Origin of the sequence: Paenibacillus sp. FSL R5-192 (genome assembly GCF_000517845.1) — a bacterium.
Classification (GTDB): domain Bacteria; phylum Bacillota; class Bacilli; order Paenibacillales; family Paenibacillaceae; genus Paenibacillus; species Paenibacillus amylolyticus.
In genome coordinates, this window is record NZ_ASPR01000043.1 from 21096 (window position 1) to 38248 (window position 17153).

13 protein-coding genes are annotated in these 17153 nt (G+C 48.7%); 6 read left to right on the forward strand and 7 right to left on the reverse strand.

Annotated features, from left to right (window positions below; translation table 11 throughout):
- Window positions 1-275 precede the first annotated feature (275 nt).
- Window positions 276-1985 carry a sigma-54 interaction domain-containing protein gene (locus C161_RS20395; RefSeq protein WP_036672390.1) on the forward strand — a complete coding sequence of 570 codons (1710 nt, stop codon included), beginning with the start codon at window positions 276-278 and terminating at the stop codon, window positions 1983-1985.
- A 47-nt stretch (window positions 1986-2032) separates the two neighbouring features.
- Here C161_RS20395 and C161_RS20400 read toward each other — a convergent pair whose 3' ends face one another.
- Window positions 2033-4102: an nSTAND1 domain-containing NTPase gene (locus C161_RS20400; RefSeq protein WP_036672392.1), complete on the reverse strand. Its 2070-nt coding sequence runs from the start codon at window positions 4100-4102 to the stop codon at window positions 2033-2035.
- A 319-nt stretch (window positions 4103-4421) separates the two neighbouring features.
- On the opposite strand from C161_RS20400, the gene C161_RS32425 reads away from it, so the two are divergent.
- The gene (locus tag C161_RS32425) at window positions 4422-4712 is read left to right on the forward strand and encodes a hypothetical protein (protein ID WP_152683010.1); all 291 of its coding nucleotides are present in this window, start codon (window positions 4422-4424) and stop codon (window positions 4710-4712) included.
- A gap of 59 nt (window positions 4713-4771) precedes the next feature.
- Here the strand turns inward: C161_RS32425 and C161_RS20405 are convergent, their stop codons facing one another.
- Entirely contained in the window at window positions 4772-6442 is a 1671-nt protein-coding gene (locus C161_RS20405) for a PucR family transcriptional regulator (protein WP_036672394.1), read from the reverse strand.
- Between the two features lie 189 nt (window positions 6443-6631).
- Between C161_RS20405 and ald the strand changes: the two genes are divergently transcribed.
- Complete coding sequence (ald, locus tag C161_RS20410; protein WP_036672396.1) at window positions 6632-7765, forward strand: alanine dehydrogenase; 1134 nt, start codon at window positions 6632-6634, stop codon at window positions 7763-7765.
- A 167-nt stretch (window positions 7766-7932) separates the two neighbouring features.
- Here ald and C161_RS20415 read toward each other — a convergent pair whose 3' ends face one another.
- Window positions 7933-8850 carry a PD-(D/E)XK nuclease family protein gene (locus C161_RS20415; RefSeq protein ID WP_036672398.1) on the reverse strand — a complete coding sequence of 306 codons (918 nt, stop codon included), beginning with the start codon at window positions 8848-8850 and terminating at the stop codon, window positions 7933-7935.
- A 525-nt stretch (window positions 8851-9375) separates the two neighbouring features.
- On the opposite strand from C161_RS20415, the gene C161_RS20420 reads away from it, so the two are divergent.
- Window positions 9376-10059 (forward strand): serine/threonine protein kinase, encoded by a 684-nt coding sequence (locus C161_RS20420; RefSeq protein ID WP_036672400.1) that lies wholly within the window; start codon window positions 9376-9378, stop codon window positions 10057-10059.
- Between the two features lie 20 nt (window positions 10060-10079).
- Here C161_RS20420 and sigJ read toward each other — a convergent pair whose 3' ends face one another.
- From sigJ to C161_RS20435, 3 genes are read right to left on the reverse strand one after another with little or no spacing between them, the layout of a single operon-like run.
- Window positions 10080-10991, reverse strand: a complete 912-nt coding sequence (sigJ, locus tag C161_RS20425; protein ID WP_036672403.1) for an RNA polymerase sigma factor SigJ — start codon at window positions 10989-10991, stop codon at window positions 10080-10082.
- Window positions 10981-12300 carry a phytoene desaturase family protein gene (locus tag C161_RS20430; protein ID WP_036672676.1) on the reverse strand — a complete coding sequence of 440 codons (1320 nt, stop codon included), beginning with the start codon at window positions 12298-12300 and terminating at the stop codon, window positions 10981-10983. The genes sigJ and C161_RS20430 overlap by 11 nt, the downstream gene beginning before the upstream one ends.
- A gap of 58 nt (window positions 12301-12358) precedes the next feature.
- The gene (locus C161_RS20435; protein ID WP_036672406.1) at window positions 12359-13255 is read right to left on the reverse strand and encodes a helix-turn-helix transcriptional regulator; all 897 of its coding nucleotides are present in this window, start codon (window positions 13253-13255) and stop codon (window positions 12359-12361) included.
- Between the two features lie 127 nt (window positions 13256-13382).
- Between C161_RS20435 and C161_RS20440 the strand changes: the two genes are divergently transcribed.
- Together C161_RS20440 and C161_RS20445 are read left to right on the forward strand one after the other, a co-directional pair.
- Window positions 13383-14270 carry a sugar phosphate isomerase/epimerase family protein gene (locus C161_RS20440; RefSeq protein ID WP_036672408.1) on the forward strand — a complete coding sequence of 296 codons (888 nt, stop codon included), beginning with the start codon at window positions 13383-13385 and terminating at the stop codon, window positions 14268-14270.
- A gap of 48 nt (window positions 14271-14318) precedes the next feature.
- Entirely contained in the window at window positions 14319-15374 is a 1056-nt protein-coding gene (locus C161_RS20445) for a Gfo/Idh/MocA family protein (protein WP_036672410.1), read from the forward strand.
- Between the two features lie 347 nt (window positions 15375-15721).
- On the opposite strand, the gene C161_RS20450 is transcribed toward C161_RS20445, so the two are convergent.
- Window positions 15722-17041 (reverse strand): glycoside hydrolase family 125 protein, encoded by a 1320-nt coding sequence (locus tag C161_RS20450; protein ID WP_036672413.1) that lies wholly within the window; start codon window positions 17039-17041, stop codon window positions 15722-15724.
- Between the last annotated feature and the right edge of the window lie 112 nt (window positions 17042-17153).

Below are 17153 nucleotides of genomic sequence, written 5' to 3' on the forward strand. Positions count from 1 at the left end.
GATTAACGAACTGATACTGTCATGTTCATGAATGCTTCACTTTCGCTTCAGATTGAGAGCGTATTCTAGTTGTACAAAACAAAATTAACCACTATTTCCGATTGTCTTATGTATGATTCATGTCAAAAAATCTATACACACTTCACTTTGAAAGCTATAATATGGATAACTATCTCACTCAAATATTTCCATTTATTCAGATCATAAAAGTTCCTTGTAACAGGTACAGGTTTACGTACAGTTCTGAAAGTTATGCCCAAACTGAGGTGATATCGATGAAACATTTACTTCCAGAATTAATGTCTTTATTGCGTACGGATATGGATATTCTGGATACAGACCTCTCCACACTTACCATTCCGTCCTCAACATCGTTGGTAGATGCCTTCTGCTTATTCGACACATCTTCTTTTCTATTCATTCAGGATGATGGCCCCCTATTGGGATATATCGCCGTATCCGATGTTTTGCATGCCATGATGCATGCGCATCGCCTAATAGAAGCTTATTTTGAGACCACACTGGAGACAGCGGGTTCAGCTCTGACATTAATTAATGAAGATGCCAAGGTGGCCTACTGGACAACTGGCGCGGAGCATGTTTTTTCGATCAGCAAAAAAGACATCATTGGACAACCCGCAGCGGACTTTTTCCCTCCAGATCGGCTACAGTCTCTCAAAACGTTGTATACCGGTGAAACGGTCTATCGCAAACAACATCAGCCACGGCCCGACCTCTTCGCCCTGATTAATGCTCGTCCTGTCCAACTGGATGGACATATTGTGGGTGCAGTTGCTGCCGAAGTGGATATAACAACCGAAATCCGATTACATCAGGAACTATTACATATGACCTCCAAAGTCCAGCACCTGGAGAAAGCCGTTGCTCGGCTACGTCCCGAATTAGATCCATTTGCCAGAATCAAGGGCAGCAGCCCGGTCATCAAGCAGTGCATGGAGACCATTCGCAAGATCAGTACCACCTCAGCAACCGTACTTATTCTCGGGGAGAGCGGCACAGGCAAGGAGTTATTCGCCAAAGCCATTCATGATCTTCGTGAATTGCAGACTGCACCGTTCATCGCTATTAACTGTGGGGCAATCCCTGCTTCCTTGTTTGAAAGTGAGTTATTCGGCTACGAAAAAGGCGCCTTCTCCGGAGCAGATCCCAAAGGCAAAAAGGGCAAGATTGAGCTTGCCGAAGGGGGTACTCTTTTTCTGGATGAGATCGGTGAGATGCCATTGGAATTGCAAGTGAAACTGCTTCGGGTGTTGCAGGAGAAGAGTTACTTTCCTGTGGGCGGAACGCGTATGAAACAGGCCGACTGCCGGATTATCGCAGCAACCAACCAGAATCTAATGAGTATGATTGCCCGTAATCAATTCCGAGAAGATCTCTACTATCGGCTGAATGTCATTAACCTAGTCATCCCTCCTCTGCGTATGCGCAAGGAAGATATATATGAATTAACCCAGACGTTCCTTCAAGAATTCTCATTGCTCTATAACCGTCATATTGAGTTGGTTCCACCTGAAGTGTTCAAGTTGCTGTTCCAATATGATTGGCCAGGCAACGTACGTGAATTACGAAATGTGATCGAACGCCTGACCATTCTGACGACAGATGGTGAGGTGAAGCAGGAATATCTGCCCGATCCCCTCACTTCCCTCACCATACAAGAACAGTCCGAAATTCAACTGACATCCGGAATCCATTCACACGCCAACAACGAAAATCAACAACGTCAGGATTCGGCGGGAGCAGAACAAGAACCTCGAACAGTTGCAAATATGGACGAAACAGATACCTCGAATGATTCCGAACTTGTCTCAGGTGTTACCTACCAGCAAAAATTGGACACCTATGAGGCGCAGCTTCTAATTCAATATCTGAAAGCAGCAGATGGCAACAAACGAACACTCGCCAAGCAACTTGGCATCTCCAGGGCAACGCTCTATAACCGCATGAAGAGGCTTGGTCTATGACCAGCCTCTTCTTGTCCTCATTATCGGTATGACGAACGAATAGAACCCTACAAAATCCGCGCCAAGCGAGTCAGCGCTGTTCTGAGATGGCGATAAAATGTCGCCCGACTCATGGAACACGTCTGGGCTGCGGCAGTTGGATTGCCAGCATGCGTCCAGTAGGCCGCGCATAACAGCATCTGATCCTGTGGAGATAGGCCATGTACTCTGCCTTCCAACAGATCCATGACATACAGCTGTAACTGGATTCCATCCTTTACTCCTCTAACCCTGTCAGCATATTCATGCAATTCTCCCGGGGAACGAAGATCCCCCAACATCTTGCGAACATCCTGTTCAGTCCAGATGACACCATCCACTTCTGTTGTTTCCGGCTGTATACGATCTTCTGTTGATTTCGGATCAAGCAGAGACATGACCCACTCTCCGAAATGCCCGCTACGCAAATCCAAATCAAGTATGTCCGCCTGGTCCTCGAATCTGTCACAGACACGAGTGCGGGTTCTTCGCATCTGGAATCCAATACTTTGCAAAAATAGTTTCAGGTGAGGATTCGTTGCAACGAGTATCGCTCGCGCACCATCACCCAGTAGAGACAGTCGGTCCAGTGCCATATACCCCACCAGTTCTTCTCGTGTGTAACCAGGCACGTCATCTCTTGCCGCAGCCAGCAAAGCAAAGTGAGTATCACTCTGATCCGGATCATTGCCAAGCTCCTGTGGTGTGAAGCATTCATTCATCTCATTTGGAAAATACTTCAGTAGCAGCCCGCTACTTTCCCTATGTACTAGCACTGTAATGAACATGGCGATTGACTCTCCAAGCTGGTCACGCATCAATACGATCCCTTCGGGATAACGGTGCGCCAGCTCATCCAGGAACGGGCCATAGGACACAGCCTGCCATGGTTCCACGCTGTACTCGCACCATTGCTGTAACAAGCTGTGCAGAGCGGGCAGATCCTCTTTTCTCATCGTCTCAAGAGGGGAGAACAGGGAATCACGAGACACGTCTGCGTACTTGCGGTATTGAAGCATCGATTCCTGACAGAGCAGCAGCATCTTTCGGGCGATTTGACGACGCTCATGAGCCCCTGCGTGTTCATGTAGCGGTTTCAGCAGCTTCGCAATCTTGATACGCAATGTCTGCAACCGATGTGGCTCACGCTGTCGAAAATCCCGTAGCAGATGTACCCTGGCCATGTCATGCAGTCCAAGACCATCCGGACCGGAACGGATAAACGACATCTGTCTCAGCATGTGGTAGTCTTCTTGCGTCACAGTCATGTCCAGGACAGATGATAACAATTCCTGATTGGCTGTCTCAATCAGTGTCAGTACCTCCACCATGGGATGTAGACGGGAATTCGTCAGTTCCAATAACAATCGTGCACTGATCATATGTGACAGTTCAGCCCATTCGGACTGTGGAAGATTCCTCCTCTGATCCGCAGCTTCTACAGCAAGGGCCAGCCCCAGCGGATGTCCATCGGTCATTCGCGTAATGGTACCCGCCATCCCCTGATTCAGAAAGCCTGCCACCGTGATGTATTCCGTAATCTCATCAACTGTAAAATGTTGAAGCCGCATCTGTATAAATCTCTGATGTAATCGGGGATGTGTCCGCCAGGTGGACGCCAGTTCCGGGCGTGATGCAAGAATGACAAGTATCCCTCTTAACGGAAGTTTGGATACAAAGACTTCCATGAACCAGCTTTCTAACAGAGCAAGCTCTTCATAATTATCCACGGCCAGAACCAATCTCTTCTCGATCGATGTGTCTCTCAGCAGACTCAATGGTCGCGGGTATCCTTCACTATCCATTGTTTCCAAGCCTAATGTAGAGGACAAATAATCCATAAAAACGGAAGGAGTTGCCCCACATGATCGACCATCCATCCATATTGCCGTCGCACCTCGATCCCGAGAGACAGATAACATCTCTGAAAGCAAGGAAGATTTACCAATGCCTCCCATACCCGTAATTGAAAATATGGTTAATGGGGCTTCCGGATGATTGAACCACCGCTCCAGTGTCGTCAGTTCCTTGGTTCGACCAATGAAACGTTTGCCATCCTCAAGATATTTGTCGTATTGAGCCTCACTACTGTTTCCCATATATGTCCTCCGTACTAGATACTGGTACTTTTAATATACTTTTTTCTCTCACAAAATTGAGACTATATTGAGACGCGCAATTGCATGTGAAGTGATAGAATCTTGTTAAAAGCCAATTTAATGGAAATATTCAAAACAGCGGACATGGAAACGTATAACAAGGTATACATAAACGCCTCCGCATTATTTCTTATCATAATGGATCATTCCGCCGATCAAACTGCAATCAACATGTTACATGAGCATTTACTGATCTCGAATTCATGCTTCCCTTTCATACCCTACTACCAGCCCGATATTCCAGGAAAGGCGGATTTGTGTGAGAATAAACCTCGATATCTGTAATCTGAGCGGACAACTCGGAATCAATCCCAAACGACTTAATGAATGGCTGCACCAAAGTGGCATTTCAATGGAGGACAACGTCGCAGAACCGGAAGGACTCCCTGACCGGTCATCCCCCCCGTATCGGCTGGCTGCACCTTCTTCCTTATCACTGGCACCATCCTCCGGTCAAGTGAAGCTTTATCGGGGCCGACGCTCCACTTCCACTCTGCAACGCCTGCCTGCTTCATTACAACATACCCGGCGGATTAGTAGAAACTGCTAGACTGTGCTCAAGGTAGTGTAAGATGGGTGCACAGTCTGTGTTGCATCCCTTTCACCTCATCAAGAGGATTGCCACTGCCCATTCTCAATCATCGCGTGCGCGAGCAGCGCCATCTCCAGACAGATTCTTCTCCCTTGATCCATGTAACCTGGACCCATCAGTTCTTCCAGCTTCTCCAGTCTGTTGTACAACGTTTGCCGATGAATAAATAACTGGGCAGCTGCATCCCGTTTGGAACCAAAGTTCTGCAGGTAAGCATCCAACGTCTCTACCAATCGCAGGTGATGCGTTTGGTCATGTTCAATCAACATACCCAGGTGATCCTGGACAAAGGGTTGCAGGAAGGATTGGGGTAATGCCTTTAACATTTGATATATACCCATACGTTCGTAAAAGTGAACATGTTCCATCGAATCTACCGATCTCGAAACTTCGATCACCTGATAGGCCTCCTGAAGGCTCTCCGGCAGACTGGTCAAACGGCTGCGAAACTTGCCAAATCCTACATGAATCATAACCTGGTTCAAGTTGCGGCTGGCAAACCGCTTCACATCCAGGGCGATTCCTTCCAGCAATCGCAGCAGTTGATGACGTGCAGCGGCCGTTACCGCTTCCTTCGCACAGCACAGATATACCTGGTTGTTCTTCAGCATAATCAGGCTAGGCAGATTGTTCTTCTTGAGCAGGGAACGAAGCAGGACAAGCACATCCTGATGATTCGCTTCCATCCTCTCCCGGCCCGTACCCTTCAATCGATGCTCAATCTCGATGACCCCTCCCGCAAACCAGTACTGTCCCTTCACCAGCAAACGAAGTCCCATTCGGGTCTGGGCCTGCTCCTCCTGATGGATGTTGCCATTCATCAGATCCTGGATCAGCTCGTTCTGATTGCGGACCATCTTCTCTTCAAGAAACTGGGAGCGAAGCGTGAGCGCTGCCGCTGCCTTCGCTGAATAGTCGAGCAACAGCTTGAGATATTCGACTGGAGCTGCGGGATGCACAATCATGCCTACAGCCGAAAATACCTGGCCAAAACAGACGACCGGATGACACAACAGAGCCTTCTCTTCGTCGATGTGGAACCATAATTCAGTATCCGAATCATTCAGATCCAGATGTTCTACCTCCTGTTCATACCAGGTATAGATTGCTTGCTCCATCTCCGGAGCAAGTTCGGGCACAAAGCTACCCGGCTCCATAGACGAGATGTACACCACCGGTTTTGCAGCGTATTCATGCAACAGGTTCAGCACAGCAGACATGTCCGTACTCTGTAATGTACGCTGCTGAAGCTGGCGGGAGTAGGCTTCCAGACTTTTCAACAGTTGGTGCTGATGATTAATGAGCAGTGAGTGAATATCCTGTGTAATCTCGACAAAACGGACCGGTTGCTCAAATACGATCAGCGGAAACTGGTGTCTGTCCGCCAGTTCAATCAGTTCTTCCGGGATTCCGTATATGCTGGTACCAAACTCCACACACAGCCCGGCTGCCTCACTGCCAATGAGCTGAAGCAGATACTCTTCGCGCCCTTCTTCCGATTGAAGCCACAGTCCAGTGGATAAAATAAGATCATGGGGGCTTACGAATGGAGATACATTGGTAATCTCCAATACATGAACCCAGCCAACCTGACGGTTCACTCCATCCTTCCCTGCCGCTAGTCGTGCTCGGCCAAATACCGGACGTGCAAGGATATCTTTGATCGTAAACACACGGTCATTTCGCAATGGCGATCCCTCTTCGTGTTATTTTTTCTTACATTATAATCCATGGACAAATGTCCTGAACAGTCTTTTTCGACAATATGTTGAGTTCGATTCCTAAAAATTAGACATCAAGTAAGGTGCAAAACGATTATTCAAGTCATAAACTTGTAGTATAAGCTAACAACCAATAAATGGACGAGGTGCATGGTGATGAGAATCGGAATTCCCAAAGAAATCAAGAACAATGAGAATCGTGTAGCAATGACTCCGGCCGGGGCTGCTGATTTCATCAGAGCCGGTCACCAGGTACTGATTGAACAAGGCGCGGGGATCGGCAGTGGATTCACGGATCATGAATATCAAGCTGCGGGCGCCGAGATTCGGATGGATGCCAAGTCAGTGTGGACCGAAGCCGATATGATCATCAAGGTGAAAGAACCGCTTGCCAGTGAATATGGATATTTTCGTCCGGGACTGATTCTGTTCACATACCTGCACCTCGCAGCGGAACCGGAGCTTGCCAAAGCCCTTATTAAAAGTCGGGTAACGGCTATTGCGTATGAGACGTTGGAGGTCAACAGTGCTCTCCCCCTGTTAACCCCTATGAGTGAAGTTGCAGGCCGCATGGCCTCCCAGATCGGAGCACAACTACTGGAGAAAACGGAAGGTGGCAAGGGTATTCTGTTGTCCGGCGTACCAGGCGTCAGTCGGGGGAAAGTGGTCATTATTGGTGGTGGAACGGTGGGAACAAATGCAGCCAAAATAGCTATTGGTCTTGGCGCCGATGTGACCATCCTTGACCTGAATCTGAATCGTCTGCGCCAGTTGGATGATATCTTTGGCAATCAGATCCACACGCTAGTATCCAGCCCGTCCAACATCGCAACAGCTGTTGCCGCGGCAGATCTGTTGATCTGTGCGGTGCTGATTCCGGGCGCCAAGGCGCCAACACTTGTCAGCGAGCAAGTGGTGAAGACGATGGCACCGGGTTCGGTCATTGTGGATGTGGCGATTGATCAGGGCGGTATTGTTGAGACCATTGATCATATCACAACCCACGATGAACCGACCTATGTGAAACATGGTGTCGTGCATTACGCGGTGGCGAACATGCCAGGCGCCGTGCCGCGTACGTCCACGGTGGCGCTAACCAACGCCACCATGCCTTATGCGCTGCAGCTGGCCAACCACGGTGCAGCCGCCGCGATTCGTGGCAGTTCGTCCATTCGCAGCGCGGTCAACGCGCTGAATGGACACATCACGTATGAGGCGGTTGCCCGGGATCTCGGGCATGCCTATGTTCCTGCGGGTCAGGCGCTGGAGAATACCGCCGCTGTCCAGTAATCTTGATATGATCGTTCCACCCGGCGCCTTGTCGCCAGGCCTGTGGGACGCAATAGAAGCGCAAGTCGGGCAGATGATGTTCCCGGCTTGCGCTTCTTGATTTTTTTCACATAAGAAATAGCTTGTTAGTTGGTATAAGGCCTTTAGGTTGTTCCGGTTTTGGCGCTTCAGACTGCTCGCTCACTGCACACTTCGCGGAAGTTGCAATCCCGGCAGGACCGGTGCGATGGCATCGCTATGAAGTAGGTGACGTCCTTGGGACGGTTGTAATACTCATCCTCCACGCAGGATCGCATCTCCTCAATGTAACGACCTACGTTCTCCTCCACCTTCCGGATATCCTCTTCTGTCGCTGTAAACTCCCGGTGTTTTCTGGTTAACAGGTACTCCACTCGCAGCTCAATCTGCTCCAAAGGGATTCGGTAGTGTTCTCTCACATAGGACGCGTACAGCATTAGCTGATCCGAGAAGTCATCTTCTTTGCCCGTCTTCCAGTCCACAATAACAATATTGCCGTTACTGCGTCGATACAATAAATCCATCTTCACATACACACGTGTATCGTGCAGCATCATGGTATCCCATTTCTCGATCTCCAGAATATCCGTACTCGCACGGGACAAGTCCTCCCACGTAAGCGTCTGGTACAGGTTACTGACACAGGCCGAAGCCCGTTCCTTAATCGTGGCGATCCGGTCATTCAACGTGTCATCCCCGTAATAGATCTCGGACAGCATCGTGCGATTCTTGGGGTTCAACCGCCACTGATCCGCGTCCATAGATTCCACATACGCCTGATTCAGCAGCTTGCGTATCGTCTGTTCCAGGAAGTGTTCACGCGGTTTATCTTTACCCTCTTCCCTGCTGCGTACCGCCGACTCACACATCCGATGTGCGAGATCCCCGAAGACAAGATACAGATTGCTGAGCTGCTTCAGACGGTACAGACGAACTTGCATCTCATCAGCAGCGTCTGTCTTCCAACCGTTATGGGCACCGTAATAATGATAATAATATTTGCGCAGGCACTCATCGAACATACTCGCCCGCGACTGCGAATAAGACCACTGCGGGTATTGTGCCATAAGTAATCTGCCTTTCTGTATGCCGGATCTGCATGAGATCCCTTAATGCTCACAGTATAAAGCCCGGGCAACCTTGCCGCAAGCGTGCTTCCGTTATTTTCTTCTGACGCAACCGTTTCCGATTCGATCCGTATCGTTTATATAGTAACATCACCAAAAGATGAAATTGCGGAGCAGAACGCATAATATACTCTATAGAGGGCAGCGAATCTGGAACCGGGAGGCTAGTACGGGTCTAGCCCGGGGCTAGTGCGGGGCCAGTGCAGGCCCGGCGCTAACGAATCTCACACACCTTATCACGTGGATCACGAGGTTTTACGGAATCTAACGAACCCCAGACAAGCTAATTAGTCTTATTTCGGTTGGAGAACGTGTTTACTGCGAGCAAATGAGCCAATAGCTTGTCTCTGATTCGTTACATTTTCAGATCTGCCAATTTACGTGAAATAAGACTTACTCAGTTCGTTAGAAAATGATTATATGAAAAAAAATTGTACAGGCATATCCTAAAAGGAGGCACCACCCATGAATCGACCGGATTGGTTCCAGGCGGAAGAAGCATTACAACAGATCCAAGTCATCGGAAGCGACCGGAATGAGCTCGTGAACATCATCGGCGATGTAGAAGGATTGAATTGCATTGGCACAGGTACGGATGCGGCTGTATTTACGTATGACGGCTTGCCGCAGTATGCCTTCAAGATGTACTCGGATCATGCCTTGGACAAACTCGAAAATGAAAAACAGGTATACGAGCAGCTCAAAGGCCTGCCATACTTCCCTACCTATTACGGCAGCGGCCGGAATGTACTCGTGATCAGTTTTGAACCCGGGGATACCTTGCTGGAATGTTTGGAAAAAGGAATCGCTGTCCCCGAGCAGGTGATGCTCGATGTGGACGCAGCTCGAGAAGCCGTTCGCAGCCGCGGGTTGAACCCTCGCGACATTCATCTGAAAAATGTAATTCTCCAGAACGGACGCGGGAAAGTGATTGACGTATCCGAGTATATTCAGGACGGCAATGACAATCGCTGGGAGCATCTTGTCTGGGCCTATCACAACATCTATCCACGGATCAAAGGAACGCCCATATCCCCACGCATGCTGCAAACGATCAAATGGGGATACAATCAGTTCGATCATGCCAACGTCAAAATGGACGACCTCGCCAAGAAAGCCAATCGTCTGTTCTCCAGATTTATGAAATGAGTATCCAAATTCACTTCACTTTAACCTAAATTCAGATGTTGCAGCTTATCCGGGTTACGCAAGATATAGATCCGCTCAACACAATCGTTTCTAAAAGCTAGGCTGACCACAGTCGGGAATGCCTCAGAGGGGCTGCTTAATACAAATCCTAGTTGTCCATTGACCTTGACCAGACGTACAATACCAGCGCTGTCCCCTTTGGATAAGAGCCCTTGAATGAACGCCAGCACCCGCTGGCTTGATGTAACGGGTTTAATTGCTGCCACAACTTTACCACCACCATCACTGTACAAGGCGACATCGTGGGAAAGCATTTTTAATAGTCCTCCCATGTCTCCACTCGACGTGGCTTGGAGGAAACGAAGCGCAAGCTGCTCGGACTGAACGCTGGGAGTCAACTCGACTTCCGGCTCGTCCTGGATTTTACGTTTAAGACGACTGTATATTTTCCGGCAGCCGACCTCCGTCTTGTTCAAGAAGTCTGCTATATCGCCATAATCAAATTCAAAAGCTTCTCGCAGAATAAATACCGCGCGCTCAATTGGGGTTAGCCGATCAAGCATGACCAGGAAGGCGTACGAAATCGTATCTTCCAGTTCAATCGTTTGAAGTGGATCATGTTCCACGGCTGATACTGATTCTCGAGCAGCCTTATAATTTTGCACCAGAGGTTCCGGTAGCCATGTCCCGACGTATAGTTCCCTTTTTTTACGTGTTGATTTCAAGTAATCGAGACAACGGTTAGTTACCATTTTGCATAAGTATGCTTTCAGGTTCCGAACAGAGCTACTCTCTTTATGAATACCCTGCTGCTGTACTGTTACAAATGCGTCCTGAACCACATCCTCAGCATGAATGACAGATCCCAGCATACGATATGCGATAGAAAGAAGAAGGGGTCTATATGTCCTGTATACCAATTCAATCTCCATAATGTATTCCTTCCTTATCTATTCCTCTACCTTCTATTATCATTTGAGCAGCCCGTTTTGCGCTCGCCAGAGAGGCATTAATCAGCATCCCTTCATCCCCTACCCAATCGCCAGCAACATAGAGCCCCGGTCTTCCTGTGATCTCAGATCCAGGTCTACCCGAGAGACCTCCGTTCTCAGCTGTGACACTGCCATGTGAGACAAGCATTCGTGGAAGAAACCGTTGCTTAATGATATGCTCGCGCCACCCCGGCTGAATCAAATCGAGAAAGCCCTTTAGTTCGTCTTCATCCTGCCTTGGATCCGATTTTGATGATTCCGACAAATACTTCATCACATGCACAACTTCATGTACAGGGTTCTCTGATAAGGAGGCCGCGGCGGAATGGTTGGAGTAGTACCAAGGATGATTTACGCCTAAAACAAATTTTGTTTTCGGTTGAGGCATCCCGGACACGACGAGATCCAGACATGCGGCTCGAACAGGAGTTAACTTGTGATACAGTTTGGCTTCAATGGGTGAAAGAGCAGGATTAAGCAGAGCTAAAGTATCCAATGGGCCAGCCGTTGATAAGACGTGGCGAGTCGTCAACTGTGAACCATCTTTTAAGGAAACCATCATCTGAGGATAACTTCCGGCAATTTCTCGTACGACCGAGCTTGTGCGGATGGATACACCCGCCTGCTGAGCTTGTTCTGTGAGCCGACTAACGAGGAATTGCCAACCTCCATCTATATACAATACTTGGTTCTGTTTGAGTTGTTCAATGACGGCGCCAGCACTGACCTGATCAGGAGCATCGCAATAGGTGCTCAAACGAACAAGCGCAAATACGACACTACGTACACGTGGACTGGATACCAGGGTTTCCAGGTAAGTCTGCAAACTAACGTTATGCAAAACGGATGTATCTACCTTTCGGAGAGAACTGTAGAACCGAAGAAGCTGGCACTTCTCTCTCCATTTCAAATACGATCCGAGCAAGAGCTGTGCTAGGGAAATTGTCTTATTCCCGCCGTTTGTTCCTTCAAACACCAATGTATCTGGCGGTTTCGGTACTGATCCGATAGGTGTGACGCCTACCTCATGGAGAATGGGTAACGCTGCTTTACTGAGAGCATGAGCCCCCAAGTTTACGCGTGCTCCCGCAATCTCATTTGAGATAGCGCGTCCTCCGAGCTGTACCCCTTTGTCGAGCAACAGTACAGTCTTTCCTGCACGGGCCAGATAAATCGAGGCGGTCAAACCGGCAATGCCTGCTCCAATGATGATAATATCCCATTCTGGCTCATTATGATGCTCTGTCATGTACATCAATCCCCTCCGCTTAATGCATACATGACGATGAGCAGCGGACTTTTGTGACTCAGACTTGCTTCTTCATTCGCCCCCCAGAAGGAGTTACTCCCTTGTACTGTTTGTATAACTTCGTAAAATAGTTCGCATTGTCGCAGCCAACTCTGGCGGCGATCTCCGTAATGGTCAGACTACTGCCTTGCAGCAGTTGCTCTGCCTCACTCATCCTGCACCCGTTCACGTATTCCACGAAGGTACGTCCGGTCAGCTTTTTGAACATTTTGCAGAAGTGATACGCATTTAATCCCACATGACTTGCCGCTTCCGTAACAGACATCTTACCTGTGGGGTCCGCTTCAATCTGTGCAATCAACTGTTTGAAACGTTCGCGGTTTGGAAAATACGATCCGACCGATCTATCCGGTAGCTGCTGCGGCATAAAGGTTCGCGCAAGCAGGGTGAACAAGGCATGCAGCTTGGATTTCACCACGAGCTGATAAGCCGGGGGCTGTAACGCCATTTCCTCCACAGCTTCATTTAACAAAGAATAATAGCCTGTGCAGGCTGTGTTTTCCTCTGCCGGTTTGACCGGAAACCTCACCCTTCCTTCCAAGTACGGCGCGACATATTGCTCATGCACAGGATCATGAGTGAAATCATGGAACAGTGCACGGTTGACCACAACGGAATCATAATGCACGTCCCCGTCATCCAGAGCATATCCAACATGCAATGTACCTCCAGGAATGATGATGACCTCACCTGCTCGAACCATATAAGGTTTGCTATCAATATGAAACAGCGCACTGCCCTTGCGCATAATAATCAGCTCAAAATGTTCATGCCAATGCAAATACAAAATGCATTCTTCCGCTTTCATATCTGAACACCGATTTTGGAACAGCTGAAATGGATGTGATTTATGGTCAATTCGGGTATTTTCGTGAAGCGCTTTCAGATCCAGCACGACTTCTTCCCCCTCTTCACAAGATCCGACTATTAATACACAAGATTGTTTAGAGCCATCCCGTTAATCCACGGCTATAATGAGTGTCACGAAGTACTATAAGCCAATATTGGAGTGAATTACAACCATGAATAAATCATTACGCATCGGTACCCTTGTAGGCGGGCAGGACGCCGTCCGCGTTACCCCGCAGATCATGCAACACGGCTTCGAATCATTTAACCTGACCTTCTGGCAAACGACTGGTGACCTGGACTTGGCAGAGACAGCCAAACGTGTCCGTGAAATCGTGGACGAACAAGGTATCGTCATCTCCGCGGTGAGTGTATTTGGTAACCCGCTCACCGGAGCCGGAGACAACGCCGATACACTGGCAAGCTGGGAGCGGGTGATTGATCATGCACAGCTCTTCGGTGCAGATATCGTCTCCGGGTTCACCGGACGTCTGACCGATCAACCCATTAACGAGTCCATCCCCCGGTTCAAGGAAGTATTTGGTGAACTGGCACGTCGGGCAGCAGACCGGGGTGTACGCATTGCTTTTGAAAACTGTGATATGGGTGGCACCTGGCAGACAGGCGACTGGAACATTGCCCATAACCCGACGGCCTGGGAGATGATGTTTGATGCTGTTCCAGATGAAAATGTTGGGCTGGAGTGGGAGCCTTGCCATCAAATGTCCAGCCTGATTGATCCTATTCCACAGCTGCGCAAATGGGCACATAAAGTCTTCCACGTACATGGCAAAGATGCCACGATTGCCTGGGATATTGTCAAGGAATACGGTGTGCATGGCCCACGTGAATTTGTCTGGCACCGCACACCCGGCTTCGGGGATAACAACTGGGCAGACATTATCACCATTCTGCGCCAGAACGGTTATCAGGGCACGATTGATATTGAAGGCTGGCATGATCCCGTCTACAAAGACGAACTCGAAATGACCGGACAGGTGCATGCATTGCGATATTTGAAACAATGCCGCGGCGGCGATTTTGTGCCCAATCCGGTATAGGAAACCATGCGAGCTGTATAACACAATCCATGCGAAGGAGATGAGAACATGACTCATCCTTATCGGGTAATTATCGCCGGCTGCGGTGCCATGGCAAACACGTGGGCGGATTATGCCTTGCAAAGGCCGGATACAGAAATCGTCGGGCTGGTCGATCTGTATGAACAGACAGCCCTTACTTTTGCTTCAAGACATGGCCTCACCTGCCCCACGTTCACCGATATCCGCGAAGCCATTCAAACGACTGGTGCAAATATCGTATTCGATGTCACGATTCCGGCGAGTCATTACGGCATTGCCATGACAGCCTTGAAGGAAGGATGTCACGTATTTGGCGAGAAACCACTGGCAGAGTCCTTCTCCGACTGCACAGATATTGTGCAAACCGCTCGCAGCACAGGACACATTCAAGCCGTCATGCAGAATCGCCGTTTTGATCCGCGTATCCGCGCCTACCAGCACCTCATTTCCGGCGGAGCTATAGGGCAGGTAGGTTACGCAGGAGCCGACTTTTTCCTCGGGCCACACTTCGGTGGATTCCGTGATCTGATGGATAGTCCACTGCTGCTCGATATGGCGATACATACATTTGATCAGGCACGGTATATTCTCGGAGCCAATCCGGTATCGGTGTACTGCCATGAGTTCAATCCTCCAGGTTCCTGGTATCAGGGCAATGCGATGGCGTTATGTATATTTGAGATGTCCGACGGGTCCGTATTCAACTATCGCGGGTCCTGGTGCGCAGAAGGTGTACCCACATCATGGGAAGCAAACTGGCGCGTAATCGGTGAAAAAGGAACCGCCATCTGGGATGGTCATGATGACATCTATGCTGAAGTAGTTACTGCGCAAAGCCTGAATGCTGATGGAAAACCATCCTTTTTCCAGCCAAGTGAGCGGATTGAAGCGGAACTGCCTGTCATGGACAAAACAGGTCATCACGGCTGTCTCGAAGACATGTTCGCTGCACTGGAATCCGGCCGACTGCCTGAGACCGATTGCAGCGATAACCAGTTCAGCATGGCCATGGTCCTCGCTTCCCTGGAAAGCGCCCGCACAGGACAGAAAGTGTTCATCGCCGATCTACTGAAAAACACATAGCAAAGCGCCTGTGTTTTTCATATTAAACAAAGCCCAACTGCAAAGTTCAGCAGTTTGGGCTTTCTTGTTTTTTTTACCTACTCACCTATTCTAAAAATGATATCGTTCAAAAACAGTCGCGCTCGATAGTAAAAGTAGTGTAGGGGACGAAATCGATTCTGAAGAAGCAAAGTGTTCGCCTAAAAGCTTTCTGAAAGAAAGCTGCATCGGAAGCATACGCTTATCACCGGATTTCGACTTTACAAAAGTCGATCAGGAAATCCGGGGATAACAGCGATCAAAAGAACGATTCGTAACCGGAACGGCTGCTTCGCGAGCAGTGAGTATTTTTTTGAACTTTCATCATTTTATAGAATTCCTTTTTTCATTGCCTTATACACCAGTTGCGAGAACAGGCTGTTGGACCAGGCAAACCATGGTCTAGTGAACGTGTTGGGATCATCGGCGTGGAAGCCCTCATGCATATATCCGGTACCCGCATCCGTACTTTCCAGCAATTCAATCATCGCCAGTATTTCCTCGTCATTGTTTGCGGTTAAGCCCTGCATGGATAACGCCATGTGCCAGATGTATCCCGGAGGGGTGTGGGGGCTACCTATTCCTTTGGCTACCTTCCCTTCATAATAAAACGGATTTTCCTTACTCAAAATGAATCGCCGTGTGTTCTGATACACCCTGTCTTCAATCGAAGCATACTCGATATACGGAATGGACATCAGTCCAGGCGTACCCGCATCATCCATCAGACAAAAGTTTCCGTAACCGTCCGTCTCATAGGCATAAATCTGCCCATACTCTGGATGACGATAAGTACCGTACAGAGAGATACCGTGTCGTATTTCTTCTTCCAAACGAGCCATCCGGCTTACCAGTTGTTCATCCCGGAACACCCACTTCGCGATCTCCCCCATCTGGCGCAAGGTTACCGCAGCGAACATATTCGCCGGAATATTATAATGAAAATCACAAGCATCATCACTCGGACGAAATCCAGACCAGATCATCCCCGTATAATTCACGGGCATACCCAATCCTTCATTTCGCAGCGTATCATGGGCTGGACAATTGCGCCGCATGAACCGGTAAGGTGAACGCTCTGCGTGATGCTGTTCTGTCTCCCACAGGTTTACGATATTCTCCATCACTTTCTTGAAGCGCTCGTCAAATATATCCGTAAGTTCAGTCTCCCGCCAATATGTATAAGCCAGCTTCATGGAGAAACAGAGGGAATCCAGTTCAAACTTCCGTTCCCACACCCAAGGTGACATCTCCGTCTCATCATTGGCATCCCAATGCCACCCATTCGCCGTTTCATTGAACGCATTGGCATAGATATCCATATCAGCGTAGAACGTATGGCGTTTGATCAGGCCTCCTATAATACGTTGCAACTTCTCGTCATCCTTCGCAAGCGGAACATAATGCATGACCTGCTCTACCGAATCCCTTAACCACATCGCGGGAATATCCCCTGTAATCACAAAGGTTGTCCCATCCTCCAGTAGCTTCGTGGTCGTTTCCAGTGTATTGGGAAAACAATTGCGAAACTGAGCCAGCAATCTCGGTCGATGTTGCAAGCGCTTCTCTGCCTCAGTCAGAATATCCTGCACAGCTTGCGGCAATTCCAGATGCGGCATAGGGATTTTCGGTAATCTGAACTGTTCCATGGATGTTGTCTCCTTATAACTATATTGTTATTTTTGTTATGATAATTTATAATAACATTATTATTTGTAAGTGTACTGTGTCAGAAGATGATCGTCAAATGAAGGAGTAATG